Origin of the sequence: Megasphaera hexanoica (assembly GCF_043520715.1) — a bacterium.
Taxonomy (GTDB): Bacteria; Bacillota; Negativicutes; order Veillonellales; family Megasphaeraceae; genus Megasphaera; species Megasphaera hexanoica.
On record NZ_CP171361.1, the window covers coordinates 1609210 to 1627838 of the forward strand.

Genomic DNA, 18629 nt, shown 5'->3' on the forward strand with positions numbered 1-18629 from the left:
TGAGAAAGGATCTGAGTTAAATGATGAAGAAAATTTTAACGCTCGCCTTGAGCAGCCTCATGGTCCTGGGACTGGCTGCCTGTGGCAATACAAACAGTGCAGACGCGTCTTCCAGCACGTCGAAAAAGACCGATACGGCGGCCCAGGCTCCGGCCAAGGGCAATGGCAAGACGTTGGTCGTCTATTATTCGGCTGGCGGCCATACGAAGAACGTCGCCAATTATATCGCTAAAGCGACCAACGGCGACGTCATGGAACTGAAACCGGTCCAGGACTATACGGAAGCGGACCTGGACTATAATAATCGGGACAGCCGCGTCTATCGCGAACACGATGATGCCAGCCTGCGCGACATTCCCTTGGTCAAGGATAAGGCCGACAACTGGGAAGGCTATGATACGGTCTTTATCGGGTATCCTATTTGGTGGGGCATCGCTGCCTGGCCGGTAGATACTTTTGTCAAGCACAATGACTTCAGTGGCAAGACGGTCATCCCCTTTGCCACGTCGGCCAGTTCGGGCCTCGGCGACAGCGGCAGACAGCTGCAACAGATGGCTGGCACGGGCAGCTGGCTGGAAGGCAAGCGTTTCCCGTCCAATGTGTCGGAAAGTACGGTTCAGCAGTGGGTTCAGAGCCTGAATCGCTGATAGAAAAAGAAGAAGGTTGTCTGAATACGGCAGCCTTCTTTTTATTTAAACAATCATAGCAAAAAAGCATTGATTAACAAAGTTCATAGGCATTTGTTATTCAATAGATAGCAATGTATACTGTAATCAAGCAATAGAGAGTTTCAAAAGTGTTGAAAAAGGAGTATGTAACGTCAACTACTCCCGACTAAAGTCGGGAGCTTGTAAGTCGGAACTGCATAGGTACTAACGACATCTAAAAGATGTCTTCCCAAATCCGCCTACATCATCGGGTGGCTGACAACACCCGCTTTGCTAAGGAGTTTACTCCGAAGCAGTTGTTATTCTTTCGTAATGAGGATTGTTATCTCCGGAAATCCACATAGTTCCGAGGAGCTGGATATTCATAGCTCCGATACGGTCATCGTTAGATCTGTAACCACACTGGCAACGATATAAGTGTTTGTGATGGTCACGATTTTCCTTGTGGATAGTACCGCATTTGGGACAACGTTGAGAGGTATATTTAGCAGATACCTTCAGAACTTCGGAACGATTTTCATGAGCTTTATAAGTCAAGAATTGTTCCAACTGATAGAACGCCCAGCTGCGCAGGTCGTAATTTTGTTTAGCAGTTCTTGAAAGATGGGACGCTTCGAAGCTAACACCGGTCAAATCTTCAAGCACAAACAGCGTATCTTTGCCGTATTTTTCAACGAGTGTCTTAGAAATCCGATGGTTTACATCAGACATCCAACGGTTCTCTCGTCCTGAAATGGCTTTGAGTCTACGCTTTGCTGATTTTGTACCTTTAGACTGGAGCTGGCGGCGGACTTCCTGAAATTTATGGCGTTTAGTAGCCATCTTCTTACCAGAGACGAATTCAGTTTTGCCCTGCTCGTCATAGCTAACGGTCAAAAAACGTAATCCACGGTCAATACCGACAACGTGACGGACGTTTTCTTTCTGAAAATCTTCGACAGCTTGGGTTACGGGAATATGGAGATACCATAAACCTTTGAGTTCGACCAGTTTTGCTGTTCCAAGGTCATAAGCGCCATCAAGGTATTCAGCGAAATGTTCGCCCTCAAAAGTGCATTTGGTTCTTTTTCCGAGTGTATTGATAGATAGGATTTGACCATCATCAACGAAACTGTAATCTCGGTTACGGACCAAATCAGCTTGCGGACGAGTAAAGAATATCGGCTTCCAAAGCCATTCCCATGTCTTGGCGATGCGTTGCCAGTTGTCATTCTTATCCTTATATCTGTAGGGATTTTGGAAGAGCTGTTGTTTTACCGTCTTATATCTGGCAATCGTCGTCTTGATAGAAGACTGGGCCAGCTGCGATTTCAGACCGAACTGGCTGCGCAGGTCACTGTACAGCTCTCTGTTGAGACTTTGGTAGGTCATGTTAAATCGGTTGTTGAAGATGTACTGCGACACGAAGTTACAAGCCTGACGGTATTGTTCCGTCATCTGACGGAACAGCGTCTCTTGTTCGGGAGTAGCATGTATACGAAGTTTTATTGTTTTAGTTAGGTTAGACATTTTTTCACCTACCTTTCTAAAATCTATACTACTTCATCAAAATTATTATATCATAATTTTTTTGCTAAAAGTCTATTATTTATTATTGAAAGGAGGGGAGGTGCGGCTCCTCTCATGACTAAAGTCACGAGTCTCCGCCGCACCATGAAGATGAAAAAACATCAGAAAGTCTTATTAATAGCGGCTGCTTTATGTGTGAGTACCTTTCCCTTTTCTGGATTCGGCACGGGTGCCGCATATGCGGCGACACCGGCAGCGGTTTTGCAGGCGAGATCGCAGATGAAACAGTCTTCCATCAGCGAATTAACGAATGATACACGGGTATTCAAGGTTGACCCCAAGATTGAAGCGAAGAATGTCCGCTTTCAGAACCGTTATGGTTTCGACATCGCTGGCCACCTTTATTTGCCGAAAAATTTCGATGCCCAGAAGCAATATAAGGCCGTCGTCGTTTCGGGGCCTTTCGGCGCTGTCAAAGAACAATCTTCCGGCTTATATGCTCAGGAAATGGCAAAACACGGATATGTTGCTGTCGCCTTTGATCCGTCCATGACTGGAGAAAGCGGGGGCACGCGCCGTAATATGGCTTCGCCTGATATCTTTGTAGAAGATTATAGTGCTGCTGTCGATTTCATCAGTAATTTGAAATTCGTCAATCCCGATAAAGTAGGGGCTATTGGCATCTGTGGTCTGTCCGGTATGGCTCTGACGGCTGCTGCCAATGACACGCGCATCAAAGCCGTCGCAACTTCAGCGATGTATGATATGTCCGACAGTATCCGCAATCACTATCAAGGAGATTACTATACGCCGGAACAGCGGGAAAAAGTGAAGGAACATTTGGCTGTTATGCGGGACAAAGAAGCCAAAGAAGGGCAAGCTATCCCGGGCTCGCATGAACTGGCCGTCGATGCGCAGGGACATGTCATTTCTCATGATACGATGTTTCCAGACAAACTGCCAGCCGATGCAAATAGTGTAGTGAAAGGATTTTATGATTATTACGTAGGGCGGGCATATCATCCGCGGTCCATCAACTCCAATACACTGGCCTGGGATTCGACGACGCCGTATGGATTCTTCAACTTCTCTCTCATGGAACACATTGATGAAATCAGCCCGCGTCCGGTCCTGCTCATTACCGGTGAGAAAGCTCACTCGAAATACTTTGCCGATGCGGCGTATGCTAAATTGAAGGCTCCGAAACGGGAAATCGTTGTTCCCGGGGCTACGCATACCGATTTATATGATCAGATGGATAAGATTCCTTTTGACGATTTGGTCCAATTTTTTGACGATGCATTGAAATAAAAGTAAGCACCTTAGAAAGGATCCTTCATATGTTATCTTTATCGCAAGCCTTGAAACGATGGAGCCGGGAGCCGGTCATCGGTACGACAGCAGACGAAATTGAAACCATGCGCTTTTACAGCCGACAGGCGCAGAAGATTCTCATGGAAATCAATACACAGTACCATGAACCGGAAGTACTGCGCCAACTTTTTTCACGGCTCATCGGCAGTCCTGTCGATGATACATTTGCCTTCTTTCCACCGTTTTATACGGATTTTGGCAAGAATATCCATCTTGGCAAGAATGTCTTCTTCAATAGCGGCTGCAAGTTCCAGGACCAGGGAGGTATTTTCATCGGCGATAATGTCCTCATTGGACATAATGTTGTCCTAGCTACGCTCAATCATCATCCAGCCCCGGATAAACGGAGTGAGCTCATGCCGGGCCGGATCGTCCTGCATGAAGGCGTCTGGATTGGGGCTAATGCGACCATAACAGCTGGGGTCACTGTCGGCCGTTATGCCATCGTCGCAGCCGGTGCCGTCGTGAACCGGGACGTCCCACCGTATACTGTCGTCGGCGGCGTACCGGCTCACTTTATCAAAAACATTGAACAGTGAGGTTTTATAGCTGGCTTATTTTTTCTGCCTCTTCCTTCAAGAGATGGATGAATTGCTGGGTCCCTTTGGAGAATATTTGGAATCGTTTCCATACGATGAACAGGGTATCCTCCAACAACGGGTCCAAGAGTCGGAAGCAGAGCTCCGGGTCATAGGGTGGCACGTTGATGATTTTTTCCAACATGATGCAGGACCCCAGCCCTTCGCGGACCATGAGGGATGCATTATAGGCCAGATTGTAGGTTGCCTGGATGTTCAATTCGGCAAAGGGCTTTTTTATCCATGTCTGCAATTTATTGCCATGGCTGTTGGCTTGCAATACCTGCTGGGACAGGATGAGATTTTCCGACCATAAATCTTGTGGCCGGATTGCCTCCCTGGCTGCCAGCGGGTGGCTGCGCTGCAAAAGAAGGCCCCAGTGATCAGTGTATGGGCAGGGCAGGACCTCATATTTTTCCGTATCGACATGACCGTAGACGACGGCGACGTCGATGAGTCCTTTGTCGAGGGCTTCCATGATGGCCTGTCCATCGCCACTGGTAACGTGGAAATGGAGGTTCTTGTAGTGGCTTTGCAGTTTATGGGCAGTCTGCATGATGAAGCGGACACTGTCGGATTCAGCCGAACCGATGCGGATGTTTCCGTTTAGTTCCGTATCGTCACTGCGTAGTTCCTGTTCCGTATGGCTGGCTAAAGACAGGATTTCTTCAGCCCGCTTTTTCAGGAATAGGCCTTCCTCGGTGAGCGTAATGCGACGGGGGCCGCGGATCATCAGTTCTTTTCCTAGCATCTCTTCCATGTCACGCAACTGCCGCGACAGTGTCGGCTGGGACAAGTGCAGGGCTTCGGCTGCGTGGGTAATGCTTTCTTCTCGGGCGACGGTGAGGAAATAATTGAGTACCCGTAAATCTAACATCATTATCAATCCTTTCCTGGTAGATGAATCTCTTCTTTCAGGCCTTTCAAAAAGGCTTCGCACGTCGGCGACAGGAGCTGGTATTTTTTCCAGGCTTCGAGACATGAGACGGTGACGGCTGGCTCCAAGGGGATAAAGACTAAATCCGGTGTCTGGAGTTGGAAGAACTCGTCGATGCCGAGGGCACTGGTAATGCCTGTCCGGATGAGCTGGGCTGCATTGGCTGCTCCGGTCATATTCTGTTCCCTGGCGACGGCCAGGGAAGTATTGCAGGGTCCGTATTTCCATGATGTCACTCCTATGGGCTGATTTTTCTTTAGTATACGCCTTTTGAAAGGGCCTTACAATAAAGGTGTCATATCATAAATGACATGGAACTGTAACCGTTCTTGAGTTGTTGTTTGTCCTTCTCCGGAGTATAATAAATCGTACTTTCTGATTTGTTTCTTCGGGGGAGGATTTTTTTATGGATTACATTGTCAATACGTTTACATTTGAGCTGGAACACGGCGGGCCGCACGTGCATTTCCTGGCCTTTATTTTATTTATCATCATCGGCATCGCCATCCTGCACGGCGTCTTCCGGGGCGTCATCGAGGTATTGAGCCGCGTGACGAAAGTCCCGCGGGACAGTTGGCGCAATGTCTTCCGATTCATGCCGACCCTCCTCGGTATTCTCCTGGGCATCCGCCTGACCAAGGATATCCTGAATCTGCCTAACTTCGTCCAAAATATCTTGTCCTATCACTATCACAGTGTCGTCATCATTACGGTGACCTTCTTCTGTGCCCATACGATTTCGTCTTTCCTCAAGGATAAGCTCTCCAAGAGCGGCGACAAGCAGGCGACGACGTCCATCCTGACGACCGTCGTCGACCTCGGCGTCTACATTATGGGCATCCTCTTCATCCTCAGTTCCTACGGCATTTCCATTTCACCGCTCCTGACAGCCCTCGGCGCCGGCGGCCTGGCATCGGCCTTGGCCTTGCAGGATACCTTGTCCAACCTCTTTTCCGGCATTACGACGCTCGTGTCCAAACAGGTCCACATGGGCGATTATATCCGCCTGGCCAGCGGCGAAGCGGGGCGCGTCGTCGACATGAACTGGCGTAATACGACCATCCGCACGGCGACGGGGAATATGGTCATCGTCCCCAACAAGAGCATTGCCACTGCGACACTGACTAACTATGAACAGCCCTTGGCCGAATGTACCATTTCCATTCCCTTGACTATTACTTATGATAACGACCTGCAGCACGTCGAAGACGTCACCCTCGGCGTAGCCCGCCATATCCTCGACCACAGCGAGTACGGCGTCACCGGTTTCGAGCCCCTCGTACGCTATGACCAGATGGGGGAATACGGCATTTCTTTCAAAGTCGTTCTGCGTATCCGCAACATCGTCGACGAAGCCGTTCTCAAGCACCAGTTCATCAAAAGCATCTACAAGACCTACAAAAAAGAAGGCATCCATCTCCTCATCCGCCGCGACTGAACAGGGGGACTCTTGGCGGATGAGGATTATGTAGCGATGCAAAAACGCTCCTCTCATCTCACAAAATTCCCGCAACATCTTGACACTGTCAGATGTTGATATATGCTAGTGTTGAAGCGATATTTATGATACAATGTGAGAGTATTATATTGTAATAGCGAGGAGCGACACTATATGGGTACTGAAATCACTAAGAACTTTATTGAAAATTTCATCGATGAAGATAATGCGTCGAATAAATATGGGAAGCGCGTACACACCCGTTTCCCGCCTGAACCGAATGGGTATCTGCATATCGGTCATGCCAAGTCTATCTGCCTGAATTTTGGCATTGCCAAAAAATACGGCGGCCTGACGAATCTGCGCTTTGATGATACGAATCCGTCCAAAGAAAATACAGAATTTGTTGAATCCATCAAAAAGGATGTCAAATGGCTGGGATTTGACTGGGGAGACCGCTTGTATTATACCTCAGATTATTTTGATCAAATTTATGAATATGCGGTCAAACTGATCAAACTGGGTAAGGCCTATGTCGATGATCTGACAAGCGAACAGATTAAAGCATACCGTGGTACCTTCAATACGCCGGGAAAAGAAAGTCCGTACCGCAACCGCAGTGTCGAAGAAAACCTGCGCCTGTTTGAAGAAATGAAGGCCGGGAAATATGCCGACGGCGAAAAGGTCCTGCGTGCCAAAATTGATATGGCAAGCCCTAATATCAACATGCGTGACCCTGTCATCTACCGTATTCTTCATGCTACTCATCACCGTACGGGTGACAAATGGTGCATTTATCCTATGTATGATTTTGCTCATCCTGTTTCTGACGCTATTGAACGGATCACCCATTCTATCTGCACTCTCGAATTTGAAGACCATCGTCCTCTCTATGAATGGTGTATCCAGGACTGGGAAGACCCGGAAGGCCAGCTGCCCCGTCAGATTGAATTTGCCCGCCTTAATGTGACCAAGATGGTCATGAGCAAACGCAAGCTCCGTGTCCTCGTCGAAAAGGGTATTGTCAGCGGCTGGGATGATCCCCGTATGCCGACCATTGCCGGTATCCGCCGCCGTGGCTATACACCGGAATCCATCCGTGATTTCTGCGACCGCATCGGCGTGGCAAAAGCCGACAGCGTCGTCGATATTTCCCTCCTCGAATACTGCATCCGTGAAGATTTGAAGCTCAAGGCTCCGCGCATCATGACCGTCATCGACCCCATCAAAGTCGTTATTACGGATTATCCTGATGGCAAGACCGAAACCATTACGGCAGAAAATAACCAGGAAAATGAAGCCATGGGTACGCGTCAGATGACGTTCAGCAAAAACATCTATATTGACCGCAAAGACTTCATGGAAGAACCGGTAAAGAAATTCTTCCGCCTGGCTCCGGGCAGGGAAGTGCGCCTTAAATATGCGTATATCATCAAATGCGAAGAAGTCATCAAAGATGCTGATGGCAATATCGTAGAAATCCATTGTAGTCATGATCCGGAAAGCATGAGCGGTACCGGCAAAAATGCCAATCGCAAGGTTAAAGGGACACTTCACTGGGTCAATGCTGATGATGCTGTCGATATCGAAACGAGGGTCTATGACTATCTGCTCAAAGATGCCGATACCGACGATGAAGAAGAAACGGACAGCAAGGATTTCCTTTCCCAGATCAATCCGCACAGCCTAGATGTGTATCACAGCAAGGCTGAAGCCTGCATCAAACAGTATAAAGCAGGCGACCACTTCCAGTTCCTGCGGGAAGGGTACTTTGTTATTGATCCCGATACGACAGAAGATCATATCGTCGTGAACCGTATCGTCGGCTTGCGCGATACCTGGGCTAAGATGCAGAAGAAAAATAAATAAGAAACAATAAGATTAAAATGAAATGAGAAAATAAGCCGCTTTTTTTCAGTATATTAAAATTAACTGAGAAAAGCGGCCTTTTTCTGTCTTATCGTTGCGCTGTACCGGTAATAACGGTATAATGAAGTTCGTAGTTATTGCAGAGGAGATGTGCGTATGAAAGTATTAGGTACACATAGTGTCCTGCTTTTTATTTTATTTATTGTCGTAGGCGGTATTCTGGGAGGAATCCTGGGAGAACTGCTGTCTCATGTCAGCTTTGGCAGTCTCATGCCGCTCTTGTCCCAGCATTATGAAATATTTGATATTCAGAACGTCCATCTGAATCTGTATGTCATGCAGATCCAGTTCGGCATTCATTTTGCCCCTAATCTGCTGAGTATTCTTGGCATTATACTGGCATTTCTTATTTTCCGCCGGTTATAATAGTATATAAGGATAAGGAGGTTTTTTTATTATGCTTATTCTGGCTTCCGCTTCACCGAGGCGCCGGGAATTGCTGTCTCAGATTGGGGTAGCCTATATGGTCAATCCCAGCACCTATGAAGAAGGTGCACCTAAAAAGAAAGATCCTGCTAAATTTGTCCTGGCCCAGGCACTGGGTAAAGCCAATGATGTAGCGGCCAAATATCCGGGTCAGTGGGTACTGGGTGCCGATACGGTCGTGGCACTCGACGGGGAAATCCTGGGTAAGCCGAAGCATGAAAAAGATGCCATGCGCATGCTTCAGGAATTATCGGGCCGTAAACATTCCGTGTTCACGGGCGTAGCACTGGTGCGCGGTAAAAAGACTTATACCAAAGTCGTGGAAACCAAAGTCTGGTTCCGGAAGTTGAAAGACAGTGAAATCAAGGACTATGTCCATTCTGGTGAACCCATGGATAAAGCCGGGGCTTATGGTATCCAGGGAAAGGCCGCTGTCTTCGTTGAAAAAGTCAACGGTTCCTATACGAACGTAGTCGGCCTGCCGTTATCCCAGGTCTATACGCTGCTCCAGAAGGCAAAAATTATCGGATGACTTGTCTGAAAGAATTGTCATCGCGGGAAAAACCACGGGAAAAACTGATCCAGCATGGCGCCCGCCTGCTGACGGATCCAGAGCTTCTGGCCATTCTCCTGCGGACCGGTACCCGGGGCTGTTCAGTACTGGATATGGCCCGGAATTTGCTGGCGTCCCTGCCGGGAGGTAATCTGGGCTGTCTTGGCGAAATCACGCTTAGTGAATTATGCCGGATCCGCGGCATCGGCCCGGACAAGGCTGTCACTCTTTGTGCAGCCGTGGAACTCGGCCGGCGCATCGTCCGCTGCCGGGTACGCCGGGATAATCCCGATTTCAGTTCACCTCAGGTCATTGCCGAATACGTCATGGAAGACATGCGCTTCCTACCGCAGGAACGGTTTGCCGCCGTGTACCTTTCGACGAAGAATCAGCTCCTGCGCGTCCAGACTCTGACCGTAGGGACTATTAATGCCAGCCTGGCCAAGGCCAGAGACGTGTTCCGCTACGCGCTGCAGTGTAATGCGGCCGCTGTCGTCCTGCTGCATAACCATCCCAGTGGCAATCCTGAGCCGAGTCAGGAAGATATCGATGTCACGCGCCGCCTCGTACAAGCCGGTGATGTCATGGAGATCCCAATCCTGGACCACATCATCATCGGTGACGGTGTGTTTGTCAGCCTGTGTGAGCGGGGCTACCTGTAAGATGACCAGACAATGTGTGCATATATAATATGAACCAGCATCCGTTTCCGGATGCTTTTCTTTTTACAAACTTTTTTATAAAATAATAAACATTATTTCTTGATAAATTTATGTGACCGTGAGATAATATATATAATATTAATACATAAATAATTCGGCTAGACTAAAGGAGGAGTGTTGTATGAATATCGTAGTACTGATTAAACAAGTACCAGCCGTTTCGGATATCCAGATTGACAGTCAGAATCATAATCTGGTCCGTGTCGGGGCGCCGACGATGCTGAACCCTGTAGACAAGAATGCCATTGAGGCAGCCATTGCCATTAAAGAAGCACAGGGAGGTACAGTGACTCTGGTTTCCATGGGGACGGCTATGGCCAGTGAAGCTCTGCGGGAAGGCGTGTCCATGGGGGCCGATGGCGGCGTCCTTCTGTCCGATGAACGCATGGCCGGGTCCGATACGCTGGCGACGGGGAAAATCCTTGCCCTGGCCATTAAAAAACTGGCGCCTGTCGATCTGGTCCTTACAGGAAAACAATCGGCTGACGGTGATACGGGACAGATTCCGCCAGCTATTGCCGAACACCTGGGATTCAGTCTCATAACGTATGCAGAAAGCCTCACGGCAGAAGATGGGGTGATCCGGGCATCGCGGAAGAATCACGGTGGAATGGAAACAGTAGAAACGAAGCTTCCGGCAGTCTGCTCAGTCATGGAAACGATGAACGTGCCCCGTTCACCCAGTATCCGTAACAAGATGAAAGCAAAAAAAGCCGTCTTTGATGTCTGGCGGCTGGAAGATATCGGACTCGATCCGTCTGAATCGGGCAGTGCCGGTTCGGCAACGGATGTTACCGAAGTGTTTGCGCCGGAAAAACATGCTGTCGGCATCATGATTGACGGCAATACGACAGAAGAAGCTGTCCAGAAACTGATGGCAGATATGGCAGCGAAAAAACTGATATAAGGAGGCGCATGGTTATGGAAAAGAAACACAATATCTGGGTGTACATAGAATTAGTGGATGGGAAACCGTCACAGCTGAGCCTTGAACTGCTGGGAAAAGGCCGGGAACTGGCCGATAGTAGAAATAAAGCCCTGATGGCTCTTCTCGTGGGTAAGGGAGCAGAAGAAGCGGCTTCTGATATTATAGGCTATGGCGCCGATGTGGCGGTCGTCGTTAACCGCGATGGGCTGGATACGTTTGATGCCTCGCAGTACACGGAAATCGTACAGCAGATCCTGACAAAATATGAAGCCAGTGCTATGCTGATTGGCGCATCTCCTGACGGCCGTGACCTGGGTGGACGGCTCTCTGCCGCTATGAATCTGGGACTCGTTGCCGACTGCATCGATTGCCGGTACGAAGGAGACGATGACAGTCTTACCTGGATACGGCCGGCTTACACGGGAAAATTGTTCGTTAAGATTCTGACGACGACGCGTCCCCAGCTGGCTACGATTGGCGAACGGATTTTCCGGGGCAATACGTTTGACAGCAGCCGCAGTGGAGAAGTCATCAAAGAGGACGGTCTTTCCTGTACGCGTACCGTATCCCAGAAGGTGACCGGCTTTGAAAGCCTGCCGCCGCTCGATGAAACGCTGACTATCGAAACGGCTGATTTGGTTGTCGGAGCCGGCCGGGGGGTAGGAGACGAAGACGGCCTTAAAAAGGTAGCTGCCTTTGCCGAGTCCATTGGCGCGCCGCTGGGCGTTTCCAAACCGCTGGTCGATAACGGCTGGATGCCCCATGATGCACAGGTTGGCGTGACAGGCAAAAAAATAGCTCCGAAGATTTACATCGCTCTGGGAATTTCCGGTGCCATCCAGCATCAACTGGGCCTGAAAGAGGCAGAACTGATCATTGCCGTCAATACGGATCCGGACGCACCCATTTTCAAATTTGCCAATTATGGCATTGTAGGCGATTTGTTTGAAGTTATGCCTATCCTTCAGCGGGAAATCAAAAAATTGCAGGCAAAATAACGGAAACTGGATATATCAAGGCCGGGAAACGCTGTATTGCAGTGGTCCTGGCCTTATTTTCTGGTCTGGCTATTGCACTTCTCTACAATATTTGCCATAATTAAAGATAATCTTAAATTTGATTTATCTTTTGTTTACCATTTTTGTATAATATAAAGGAGTCATATGAGACCTTACGCTAAATTGTACCTGACCCGCAAAGGAGAACGGGCTGCCCGCAGCGGTCATCCCTGGGTCTATGGAGAAGAAGTAACCCATGTTGATGGGCAGTACAAGACAGGAGACTTGGTAGATGTCCTCAGTGAAAAAGGAAAATACTTGGGAACGGGATTTGCCAATGATATTTCTAAAATCCGGGTCCGCATCATATCACGCAATGCCAATGACCGCTTTGATGAAGCCTTCTGGCAGCGCCGTGTCCAGTATGCGTTGGCATACCGCCGGACCGTCATGGGAGAGAAAGATTTTTCCTGCTGCCGCCTTATTTTTGGTGATGCTGATGAAATGCCGGGTCTGACTGTTGACCGGTACAATGACCTGCTCGTAGCCCAAACACTTTGCTATGGCATGGATGTCGTAAAACCGGTCATCTTCAAGGCATTGACAGACCAGCTGCGCCATATGGGTGTCATCATCCGGGGAATTTACGAACGTAACGATGTCCGCGTCCGCGAACTGGACGGGATGGAACAGTACAAGGGCTGGTACGAGACGCCCTATCTGCCGGAACCGGGCAGCGCCCTTACGACGATTGATGAGAACGGCATCTTGTATGACGTAGATGTTGAGAACGGCCAGAAGACGGGTTTTTTCCTCGATCAGAAATATAACCGCCTGGCCGTAGCCAAAATTGCCGCAGGCCATCATGTACTGGACTGTTTCACCCACACGGGAGCCTTTGCCCTCAATGCAGCCAGAGGAGGAGCGGCCAGTGTTACCGCCGTCGATATATCGGACGAAGCCGTTTCCATGACGAGGGAAAATATCCGCCGCAACGGACTGGAAGACAAGGTTACGGCAATGCAGGCCAATGTCTTTGACCTTCTGACGGACCTGGCAGACCATAAAAACCATGACTATGATTTCATCATCCTCGATCCGCCAGCCTTCACCAAATCGGGCCATACGGTGCGCAATGCCATCCGTGGTTATAAGGAAATCAATCTGAAAGCCATGAAACTGCTGCCCCGGGGCGGGTACCTGGCTACCTGTTCGTGTTCCCATTTCATGCGCGATGATTTGTTCCGGTCCATGCTGGCCGATGCGGCTTCCGATGCCGGTGTCCACCTGCGCCAGATTGAAGGGCGCCAGCAGTCGCCGGATCATCCTATTCTCTGGAATGTGCCGGAAACAAATTATTTGAAATTCTACTTGTTCCAGGTCGTCTGACCGGCTTCAGACAAGGCTGACGCCATGGTTTAAGTATGATATAATAAAGCAGCAGATTGATTCTGCTATTACTTAATGAAATAAAGGAGAGGGTCCCATGAAGTTCAGAAGCACTCGTTCGCAAGAAACCGTTACTCCGTCTTATGCATTATTACATGGCCTGGCCCGCGATGGCGGACTATATGTCCCGGAAGAATTCCCGGAACAGGTATTATCGTATACAGATTTAAAAGAAAAGTCCTATCAGGAAATCGCTGATGCTGTTTTAGCGTACTTTTTTACGAATTTTACGCCTAAAGTGCGGCAGAAAATGATTGATGCTGCCTACAATGATCAGACGTTCCGTGATGACCGCATTGTACCGCTTCATTCAATCGATACGGATCTTTCTGTTGCCGAATTGTATCACGGCCGCACACTGGCTTTCAAAGATTTGGCCTTATCCCTCTTTCCCTATCTGTTGACAGCTGCCAAGATACAGGAAGAAGAAAAGCGCGATATCCTCATCCTCACGGCAACCAGCGGTGATACGGGCAAAGCAGCTCTCGAAGGGTTTAAAGACGTAAATGGCACGAACATCATGGTCTTTTATCCCAGCGATGGCGTCAGCCCCATGCAGAAGCAGCAGATGCAGAAGCAGGAAGGGAAAAATGTCCGCGTCAGTGCTATACACGGAAATTTTGACGATGCCCAGAGCTTTTTGAAACGGGTCTTTACGAGTGAAGAAGTCAATACCTATGCCCATGACCATGGCGTGCTCTTTTCCAGTGCCAATTCCATTAATATCGGCCGGCTCTTTCCACAGATTGCCTACTATGTTTCGACCTGGGTACGCCTTGTAGACAACTGTGTCATCGCTCCCGATGAATCATTTGATGTCGTCGTGCCGACAGGGAATTTTGGCAATATCCTGGCAGGATGGTTTGCCAAAAAGATGGGGGCTCATATCGGCCGGCTCATCTGTGCATCGAACCGCAATAAGGTCCTCGCCGATTTCTTTGAAACCGGTGTCTATGACATGAACCGCGATTTCTATACGACGGACAGCCCGTCCATGGATATCCTTCTGTCCAGTAATTTTGAACGATTTCTGTTCTATGTTGCCAAAGGCGATTGCCAGCGCGTGGCCCAGTGGGAAAAAGACCTGCAGGAAACGGGAAAGATGGCGGTCAACGCAGACGAACTGGCCTGGCTGCAGGAGGATTTCTGTGGCGGCTGGATTGATGATGATGAAACAGAAGCTGTCATCAATCACGTCTATAACGACTTTGGCTATCTCCTGGATCCGCATACGGCTGTCGCCTATGGCGTGTACCTGAACCGTCACAAGCAGGGCATGGACCAGGGGCGTCATACGGTCATCATGTCTACGGCTCATCCATACAAATTTCCGCCAGTTATCTGCAAGGCCCTGGCATTGCCGTCCAGTGACGATCCGTTTGCCATGCTCCAGTCTATCAGCAGTCTGACCGGCATCGCCCTGCCGGAACCGCTGGCCGCGTTGCAGCAGAAGCCGGTCCGCTTTGCAGATAGTATTGAAAAAGAAGATATGAAGCAGGCTGTATTGTCCTTTATCGACGATATCAGCAAGAAGCAATAGAAAAGAGGCGCTCTGGTTTTATATGAACAAAGGCGTTGTATATGCCATTTTATCTGCTCTGGCGTTCAGTATTCAAAACGTCATTGTCAAAGAGCTATCGTATACCATGAGCACTGGGGAAATCGCGTTTTTCCGCGGTTTCCTCAGTGCTGTTCTTATCCTGGGACTGATGCGGGCCAATCATGTCCATTTGTCTCATGAAGACAGGCCGACGTTATGGCTGCGCGGCATACTGGGTGGTACGGGTATGATATGCATTTTCTATGCCCTGCGTGGAATGCCCCTGGCAGACGTGTCCATCATTTCCCAGCTATCGGCATTTTTTGTCATGCTCTTTGCGGCAATCTTTCTCCAAGAGGTATTACCCAAAGGGGCTAAACTGCCTCTGGTTATCATTTTTGCCGGCGGTTGTCTTGTCGTCCGGCCATGGAATTTTGATTCATTCAATGTCTATTCCCTGTTTGCTCTGGCACAGGCCGTGTTTGCCGCCGGTGCTTATACGACAGTGAGTAAGCTGACTGATTCGGGAAAGCACCATCCCTATGAAATCGTTTTGTATTTCCTCGTCTGTGCGGCCCTGTCAGGAGCTGTACTCATGATATTAGGCGGCAGCTTCCTCGTCCCCAATCTGCAGGAATGGGGTTGGTATATCACACTGGGCGTGATTACGGTCATTGCCCAGATTTGGATGACCGATGCCTACGCCATGGCGAATCCGGTCGTCGTCAGTTTTGTATCCTATATCGGCGTTTTTTTCAATGCCCTTTGGGGTTTTGTCATATTCCAGGAAATGCTGACCCTGCTCACCGTAGCAGGCGGCGTTTTGATTATCGGTGGTTCTATGTACCTGACTAAGCTCAAGCACGATCGTATTGCTGAAATGGCTGAGATTAGGGAACGGAATGCAAAAGAAGAAGTATGAAGACCATGAAAGTAAACGAAACGCATATAAAAATCGCATTTTTTGGCATGCTCGTCGTGATGCTGGCCGGGATTCATCTGGCTATCCCGGATTTTTACCGCACCGTCTGGGACCTTTCGACGAGTGGCAATATGCAGGGGACCATAGCGTATCTCCGGTCTTTCGGAATCTGGGCTATGGCAGTCAGCATGATTATTGATATAGTCATCAACATCGTAGGCTTTTTGCCGTCAATTTTTATTTCGACGGCGAACGGCGTCGTGTTCGGCGTATTCCAGGGAACCATCGTTTCCTGGATTGCCGAAACAATCGGTGTCATCATCAGTTTCTTTTTCATGCGGACTCTCTTCCGGGGCAAAGCCAAAAAAGTCATAGAAAAAAGTAAAATGCTCAGTAAGCTGGACCATTACAGCACGTGGCAGGCTATGACCGTAGCACGGGCTGTACCGTATTCACCCAACGGACTGGTGACGGCCCTGGGCGCTCTGAGCCATATCAGTTACCGCGATTATATTCTGGGCTGTTTTATTGGCAAGCTTCCGTCGGTAGCCTGTGAAGTGTTCGTTGGACATGATGTGGTCATGTTCGAAGATCATACCCTGCGCCTTACCATACTGATTATTGCTATTACGGTGATTTATGGCGGACTCTGGTACTGGCATCGGCGCCAGCAGGCAAAGAAGGTATTGCGCAAGATTTCAGAAGATCTGGATAAGGAAAACATAGATAAAGAAAAATAACGAGGCTATCGCATTAGGTTAAAATTACATAATGCGATAGCCTCGTTTTTGAGTTTGAGATTAAAAATCTGACAGTTGACAGGGAATCTTAAGCGCGGGATGCGTGCCGGAATCGTTATTCTTCGTCTGGTTCGTCAATGGCCAGTTCATCTGGTGTCGTACAGAAAGTAAAGTCCGGATTCCGTTCGACAATCCAGTTGGTCTGCCATTCGTTGGCGATGAGCAGTACGACACGCTGCTTGTGGTCTTTGACAATCATGGCACTGTCGATATTTTTCAGTTCCTTGTAGTCATGGCCATTGGTCTGAATCCAGCGGGCTACCGTGTAAGGCAGAGTGTTCATTTCCAGATCGACGCCGTATTCATGCTTCAGCCGGTATTCCAGCACTTCGAATTGCAGCTGGCCGACGGCACCGACGATATAACTTTCCATGGAGCCGAGATTTTCGTAAATCTGGACGGCCCCTTCCTGGGCCAGCTGGGTCATGCCTTTCAGGAACTGCTTGCGCTTCATCGAATCTTTGGCACGGATGCGGGCGAATAATTCCGGCGGGAAAGTCGGGAAGTCTTTGAAGGTGACTTTCTTTTTGCCTGAGTACAGTGTATCGCCGACGCCCATGGTGCCATTATCAAATACACCGATGATATCACCAGGATAGGCTTCTTCGACGATAGTCCGTTCTGTCGCCAGGAACTGCTGGGGCTGCATGAGACGCAGGGTCTTTCCCGACTGACGATGGGTAACGGTCATGCCCTTTTCAAACTGACCGGAGCAGATGCGCATGAATACGATGCGGTCGTGGTGCTGGGGATTCATGTTGGCCTGAATCTTGAATACGAACGACGTGAACTGATCAGACGTCGGTTCGACTACGCCTTCGGCACAGGGACGGGGCTGGGGCGGTGGAGCCAGGCGCAGAAATTCTTCCAGGAAGGGCTTGACACCGAAGTTGGTCATGGCTGAACCGAAGAACATCGGTGTCAGCTGGCCATTTTTTACTTTCTCCATATCGAATTCGTCACCGGCCATATCGAGGAGCTCGATGTCGTCGATGAGTCCCTGATGTACATCGTCATCGAGGAGTTCCTTGAAGACCGGGTCGTCGGCTGAACCTTTGGTCGATGCCAGCTTGCGCTGGCCGTGGGACGTGTCTTTTTCAAACAGTTCAATCGATGCTGTCGTCCGGTCATAGATACCTTGGTAATTGCCATTGAGACCGATGGGCCAGTTCATGGGATACGCGTGGATGCCCAGGATATTTTCGATTTCATCCATCAGGTCGAAAGGATTACGGCCGAAATGATCAATTTTATTGACAAAGGTAAAGATGGGGATACCCCGTTCTTTACAGACCCGGAACAGCTTCTTCGTCTGGGCTTCGACGCCTTTTGCGACGTCGATGAGCATGACGGCACTGTCTGCGGCCATGAGCGTACGGTACGTATCTTCACTGAAATCCTGATGGCCCGGCGTATCAAGGATATTGATATGATGGCCTTCATAATCGAACTGAAGGACCGAGCTGGTGACAGAAATACCACGCTGTTTTTCGATTTCCATCCAGTCAGATACGGCATGTTTGGCTGTCTTTCTCGCTTTGACAGAGCCAGCCAGATGTATGGCACCTCCGTAGAGGAGCAGTTTTTCAGTCAATGTCGTCTTGCCAGCATCCGGGTGAGAGATGATGGCAAACGTACGGCGGTTATTTACTTCATCTACTAATGACATGTTCCACCTCATGAATTCGAATAATCAAAAAATACAGTACATACTATTATACTAAGAAAAGTGATGTTCGTAAACAGGGAAAGGAGGAGAAAAGCTGGGAAAAACTCGTTTCTTCTGCGTAACACAAAGTGATTCGCGTTGTGCAGGACAGGGGCAGGCTGTTTTTGGTATAATAAAAATATAGACTTG

General features: G+C 49.0%; 18 protein-coding genes. 14 read left to right on the forward strand and 4 right to left on the reverse strand.

The window, feature by feature from the left end; genetic code table 11:
* The first annotated feature begins 20 nt into the window (after positions 1 to 20).
* Positions 21 to 647: a flavodoxin gene (locus tag ACGTIC_RS07910; protein WP_113856009.1), complete on the forward strand. Its 627-nt coding sequence runs from the start codon at positions 21 to 23 to the stop codon at positions 645 to 647.
* Between the two features lie 303 nt (positions 648 to 950).
* Here ACGTIC_RS07910 and ACGTIC_RS07915 read toward each other — a convergent pair whose 3' ends face one another.
* Positions 951 to 2177 carry an RNA-guided endonuclease TnpB family protein gene (locus ACGTIC_RS07915; protein WP_113856008.1) on the reverse strand — a complete coding sequence of 409 codons (1227 nt, stop codon included), beginning with the start codon at positions 2175 to 2177 and terminating at the stop codon, positions 951 to 953.
* 114 nt (positions 2178 to 2291) lie between these two features.
* Here ACGTIC_RS07915 and ACGTIC_RS07920 point away from each other — a divergent pair, with 114 nt between their 5' ends.
* Both ACGTIC_RS07920 and ACGTIC_RS07925 read left to right on the forward strand, forming a co-directional pair.
* Complete coding sequence (locus tag ACGTIC_RS07920; protein WP_257536518.1) at positions 2292 to 3488, forward strand: alpha/beta hydrolase; 1197 nt, start codon at positions 2292 to 2294, stop codon at positions 3486 to 3488.
* Between the two features lie 29 nt (positions 3489 to 3517).
* Positions 3518 to 4090, forward strand: a complete 573-nt coding sequence (locus tag ACGTIC_RS07925) for a DapH/DapD/GlmU-related protein (protein WP_113856007.1) — start codon at positions 3518 to 3520, stop codon at positions 4088 to 4090.
* A 4-nt stretch (positions 4091 to 4094) separates the two neighbouring features.
* On the opposite strand, the gene ACGTIC_RS07930 is transcribed toward ACGTIC_RS07925, so the two are convergent.
* Together ACGTIC_RS07930 and ACGTIC_RS07935 are read right to left on the reverse strand one after the other, a co-directional pair.
* Positions 4095 to 5009: a LysR family transcriptional regulator gene (locus ACGTIC_RS07930; protein ID WP_257536517.1), complete on the reverse strand. Its 915-nt coding sequence runs from the start codon at positions 5007 to 5009 to the stop codon at positions 4095 to 4097.
* 2 nt (positions 5010 to 5011) lie between these two features.
* Positions 5012 to 5302 carry a hypothetical protein gene (locus ACGTIC_RS07935; RefSeq protein ID WP_257536516.1) on the reverse strand — a complete coding sequence of 97 codons (291 nt, stop codon included), beginning with the start codon at positions 5300 to 5302 and terminating at the stop codon, positions 5012 to 5014.
* Between the two features lie 170 nt (positions 5303 to 5472).
* Here ACGTIC_RS07935 and ACGTIC_RS07940 point away from each other — a divergent pair, with 170 nt between their 5' ends.
* The 11 genes from ACGTIC_RS07940 to ACGTIC_RS07990 all read left to right on the forward strand — a co-directional run bounded on the left by ACGTIC_RS07940 (position 5473) and on the right by ACGTIC_RS07990 (position 16711).
* Entirely contained in the window at positions 5473 to 6504 is a 1032-nt protein-coding gene (locus ACGTIC_RS07940; RefSeq protein ID WP_113856006.1) for a mechanosensitive ion channel family protein, read from the forward strand.
* Between the two features lie 174 nt (positions 6505 to 6678).
* Positions 6679 to 8373, forward strand: a complete 1695-nt coding sequence (locus ACGTIC_RS07945) for a glutamine--tRNA ligase/YqeY domain fusion protein (RefSeq protein ID WP_113856005.1) — start codon at positions 6679 to 6681, stop codon at positions 8371 to 8373.
* 156 nt (positions 8374 to 8529) lie between these two features.
* Positions 8530 to 8799, forward strand: a complete 270-nt coding sequence (locus tag ACGTIC_RS07950; protein WP_059077392.1) for a DUF4321 domain-containing protein — start codon at positions 8530 to 8532, stop codon at positions 8797 to 8799.
* A gap of 31 nt (positions 8800 to 8830) precedes the next feature.
* On the forward strand, positions 8831 to 9391 hold the full coding sequence (locus ACGTIC_RS07955) for a nucleoside triphosphate pyrophosphatase (RefSeq protein ID WP_059077393.1): 561 nt from the start codon (positions 8831 to 8833) through the stop codon (positions 9389 to 9391).
* Positions 9388 to 10074, forward strand: coding sequence for a DNA repair protein RadC (gene radC / locus ACGTIC_RS07960; RefSeq protein ID WP_075582276.1), 687 nt, complete (start codon positions 9388 to 9390; stop codon positions 10072 to 10074). The genes ACGTIC_RS07955 and radC overlap by 4 nt, the downstream gene beginning before the upstream one ends.
* Before the next feature lie 181 nt (positions 10075 to 10255).
* Complete coding sequence (locus ACGTIC_RS07965) at positions 10256 to 11041, forward strand: electron transfer flavoprotein subunit beta/FixA family protein (RefSeq protein WP_113856004.1); 786 nt, start codon at positions 10256 to 10258, stop codon at positions 11039 to 11041.
* A gap of 14 nt (positions 11042 to 11055) precedes the next feature.
* Positions 11056 to 12060, forward strand: coding sequence for an electron transfer flavoprotein subunit alpha/FixB family protein (locus tag ACGTIC_RS07970; RefSeq protein WP_075582278.1), 1005 nt, complete (start codon positions 11056 to 11058; stop codon positions 12058 to 12060).
* Between the two features lie 165 nt (positions 12061 to 12225).
* On the forward strand, positions 12226 to 13449 hold the full coding sequence (locus ACGTIC_RS07975) for a class I SAM-dependent rRNA methyltransferase (RefSeq protein ID WP_113856003.1): 1224 nt from the start codon (positions 12226 to 12228) through the stop codon (positions 13447 to 13449).
* Between the two features lie 97 nt (positions 13450 to 13546).
* Positions 13547 to 15049 carry a threonine synthase gene (thrC, locus tag ACGTIC_RS07980; RefSeq protein ID WP_113856002.1) on the forward strand — a complete coding sequence of 501 codons (1503 nt, stop codon included), beginning with the start codon at positions 13547 to 13549 and terminating at the stop codon, positions 15047 to 15049.
* Positions 15050 to 15071: 22 nt separating this feature from the next.
* Positions 15072 to 15971, forward strand: a complete 900-nt coding sequence (locus tag ACGTIC_RS07985; protein WP_059077399.1) for a DMT family transporter — start codon at positions 15072 to 15074, stop codon at positions 15969 to 15971.
* 5 nt (positions 15972 to 15976) lie between these two features.
* Entirely contained in the window at positions 15977 to 16711 is a 735-nt protein-coding gene (locus tag ACGTIC_RS07990) for a TVP38/TMEM64 family protein (protein WP_059077495.1), read from the forward strand.
* Between the two features lie 115 nt (positions 16712 to 16826).
* On the opposite strand, the gene ACGTIC_RS07995 is transcribed toward ACGTIC_RS07990, so the two are convergent.
* Positions 16827 to 18440 carry a peptide chain release factor 3 gene (locus tag ACGTIC_RS07995; RefSeq protein ID WP_059077400.1) on the reverse strand — a complete coding sequence of 538 codons (1614 nt, stop codon included), beginning with the start codon at positions 18438 to 18440 and terminating at the stop codon, positions 16827 to 16829.
* Positions 18441 to 18629: the final 189 nt, after the last annotated feature.

Coding starts and splice junctions, on each gene's coding strand:
- ACGTIC_RS07995 (WP_059077400.1), bottom strand. CDS start 18,440: ATGTCATTAGTAGATGAAGTAAATAACCGCCGTACGTTTGCCATCATC.
- radC (WP_075582276.1), top strand. CDS start 9,388: ATGACTTGTCTGAAAGAATTGTCATCGCGGGAAAAACCACGGGAAAAA.
- ACGTIC_RS07940 (WP_113856006.1), top strand. CDS start 5,473: ATGGATTACATTGTCAATACGTTTACATTTGAGCTGGAACACGGCGGG.
- ACGTIC_RS07955 (WP_059077393.1), top strand. CDS start 8,831: ATGCTTATTCTGGCTTCCGCTTCACCGAGGCGCCGGGAATTGCTGTCT.
- ACGTIC_RS07950 (WP_059077392.1), top strand. CDS start 8,530: ATGAAAGTATTAGGTACACATAGTGTCCTGCTTTTTATTTTATTTATT.
- ACGTIC_RS07985 (WP_059077399.1), top strand. CDS start 15,072: ATGAACAAAGGCGTTGTATATGCCATTTTATCTGCTCTGGCGTTCAGT.
- ACGTIC_RS07990 (WP_059077495.1), top strand. CDS start 15,977: ATGAAAGTAAACGAAACGCATATAAAAATCGCATTTTTTGGCATGCTC.
- ACGTIC_RS07910 (WP_113856009.1), top strand. CDS start 21: ATGATGAAGAAAATTTTAACGCTCGCCTTGAGCAGCCTCATGGTCCTG.
- ACGTIC_RS07975 (WP_113856003.1), top strand. CDS start 12,226: ATGAGACCTTACGCTAAATTGTACCTGACCCGCAAAGGAGAACGGGCT.
- ACGTIC_RS07945 (WP_113856005.1), top strand. CDS start 6,679: ATGGGTACTGAAATCACTAAGAACTTTATTGAAAATTTCATCGATGAA.
- ACGTIC_RS07970 (WP_075582278.1), top strand. CDS start 11,056: ATGGAAAAGAAACACAATATCTGGGTGTACATAGAATTAGTGGATGGG.
- ACGTIC_RS07930 (WP_257536517.1), bottom strand. CDS start 5,009: ATGATGTTAGATTTACGGGTACTCAATTATTTCCTCACCGTCGCCCGA.
- ACGTIC_RS07920 (WP_257536518.1), top strand. CDS start 2,292: ATGACTAAAGTCACGAGTCTCCGCCGCACCATGAAGATGAAAAAACAT.
- ACGTIC_RS07965 (WP_113856004.1), top strand. CDS start 10,256: ATGAATATCGTAGTACTGATTAAACAAGTACCAGCCGTTTCGGATATC.
- ACGTIC_RS07915 (WP_113856008.1), bottom strand. CDS start 2,177: ATGTCTAACCTAACTAAAACAATAAAACTTCGTATACATGCTACTCCC.
- thrC (WP_113856002.1), top strand. CDS start 13,547: ATGAAGTTCAGAAGCACTCGTTCGCAAGAAACCGTTACTCCGTCTTAT.
- ACGTIC_RS07925 (WP_113856007.1), top strand. CDS start 3,518: ATGTTATCTTTATCGCAAGCCTTGAAACGATGGAGCCGGGAGCCGGTC.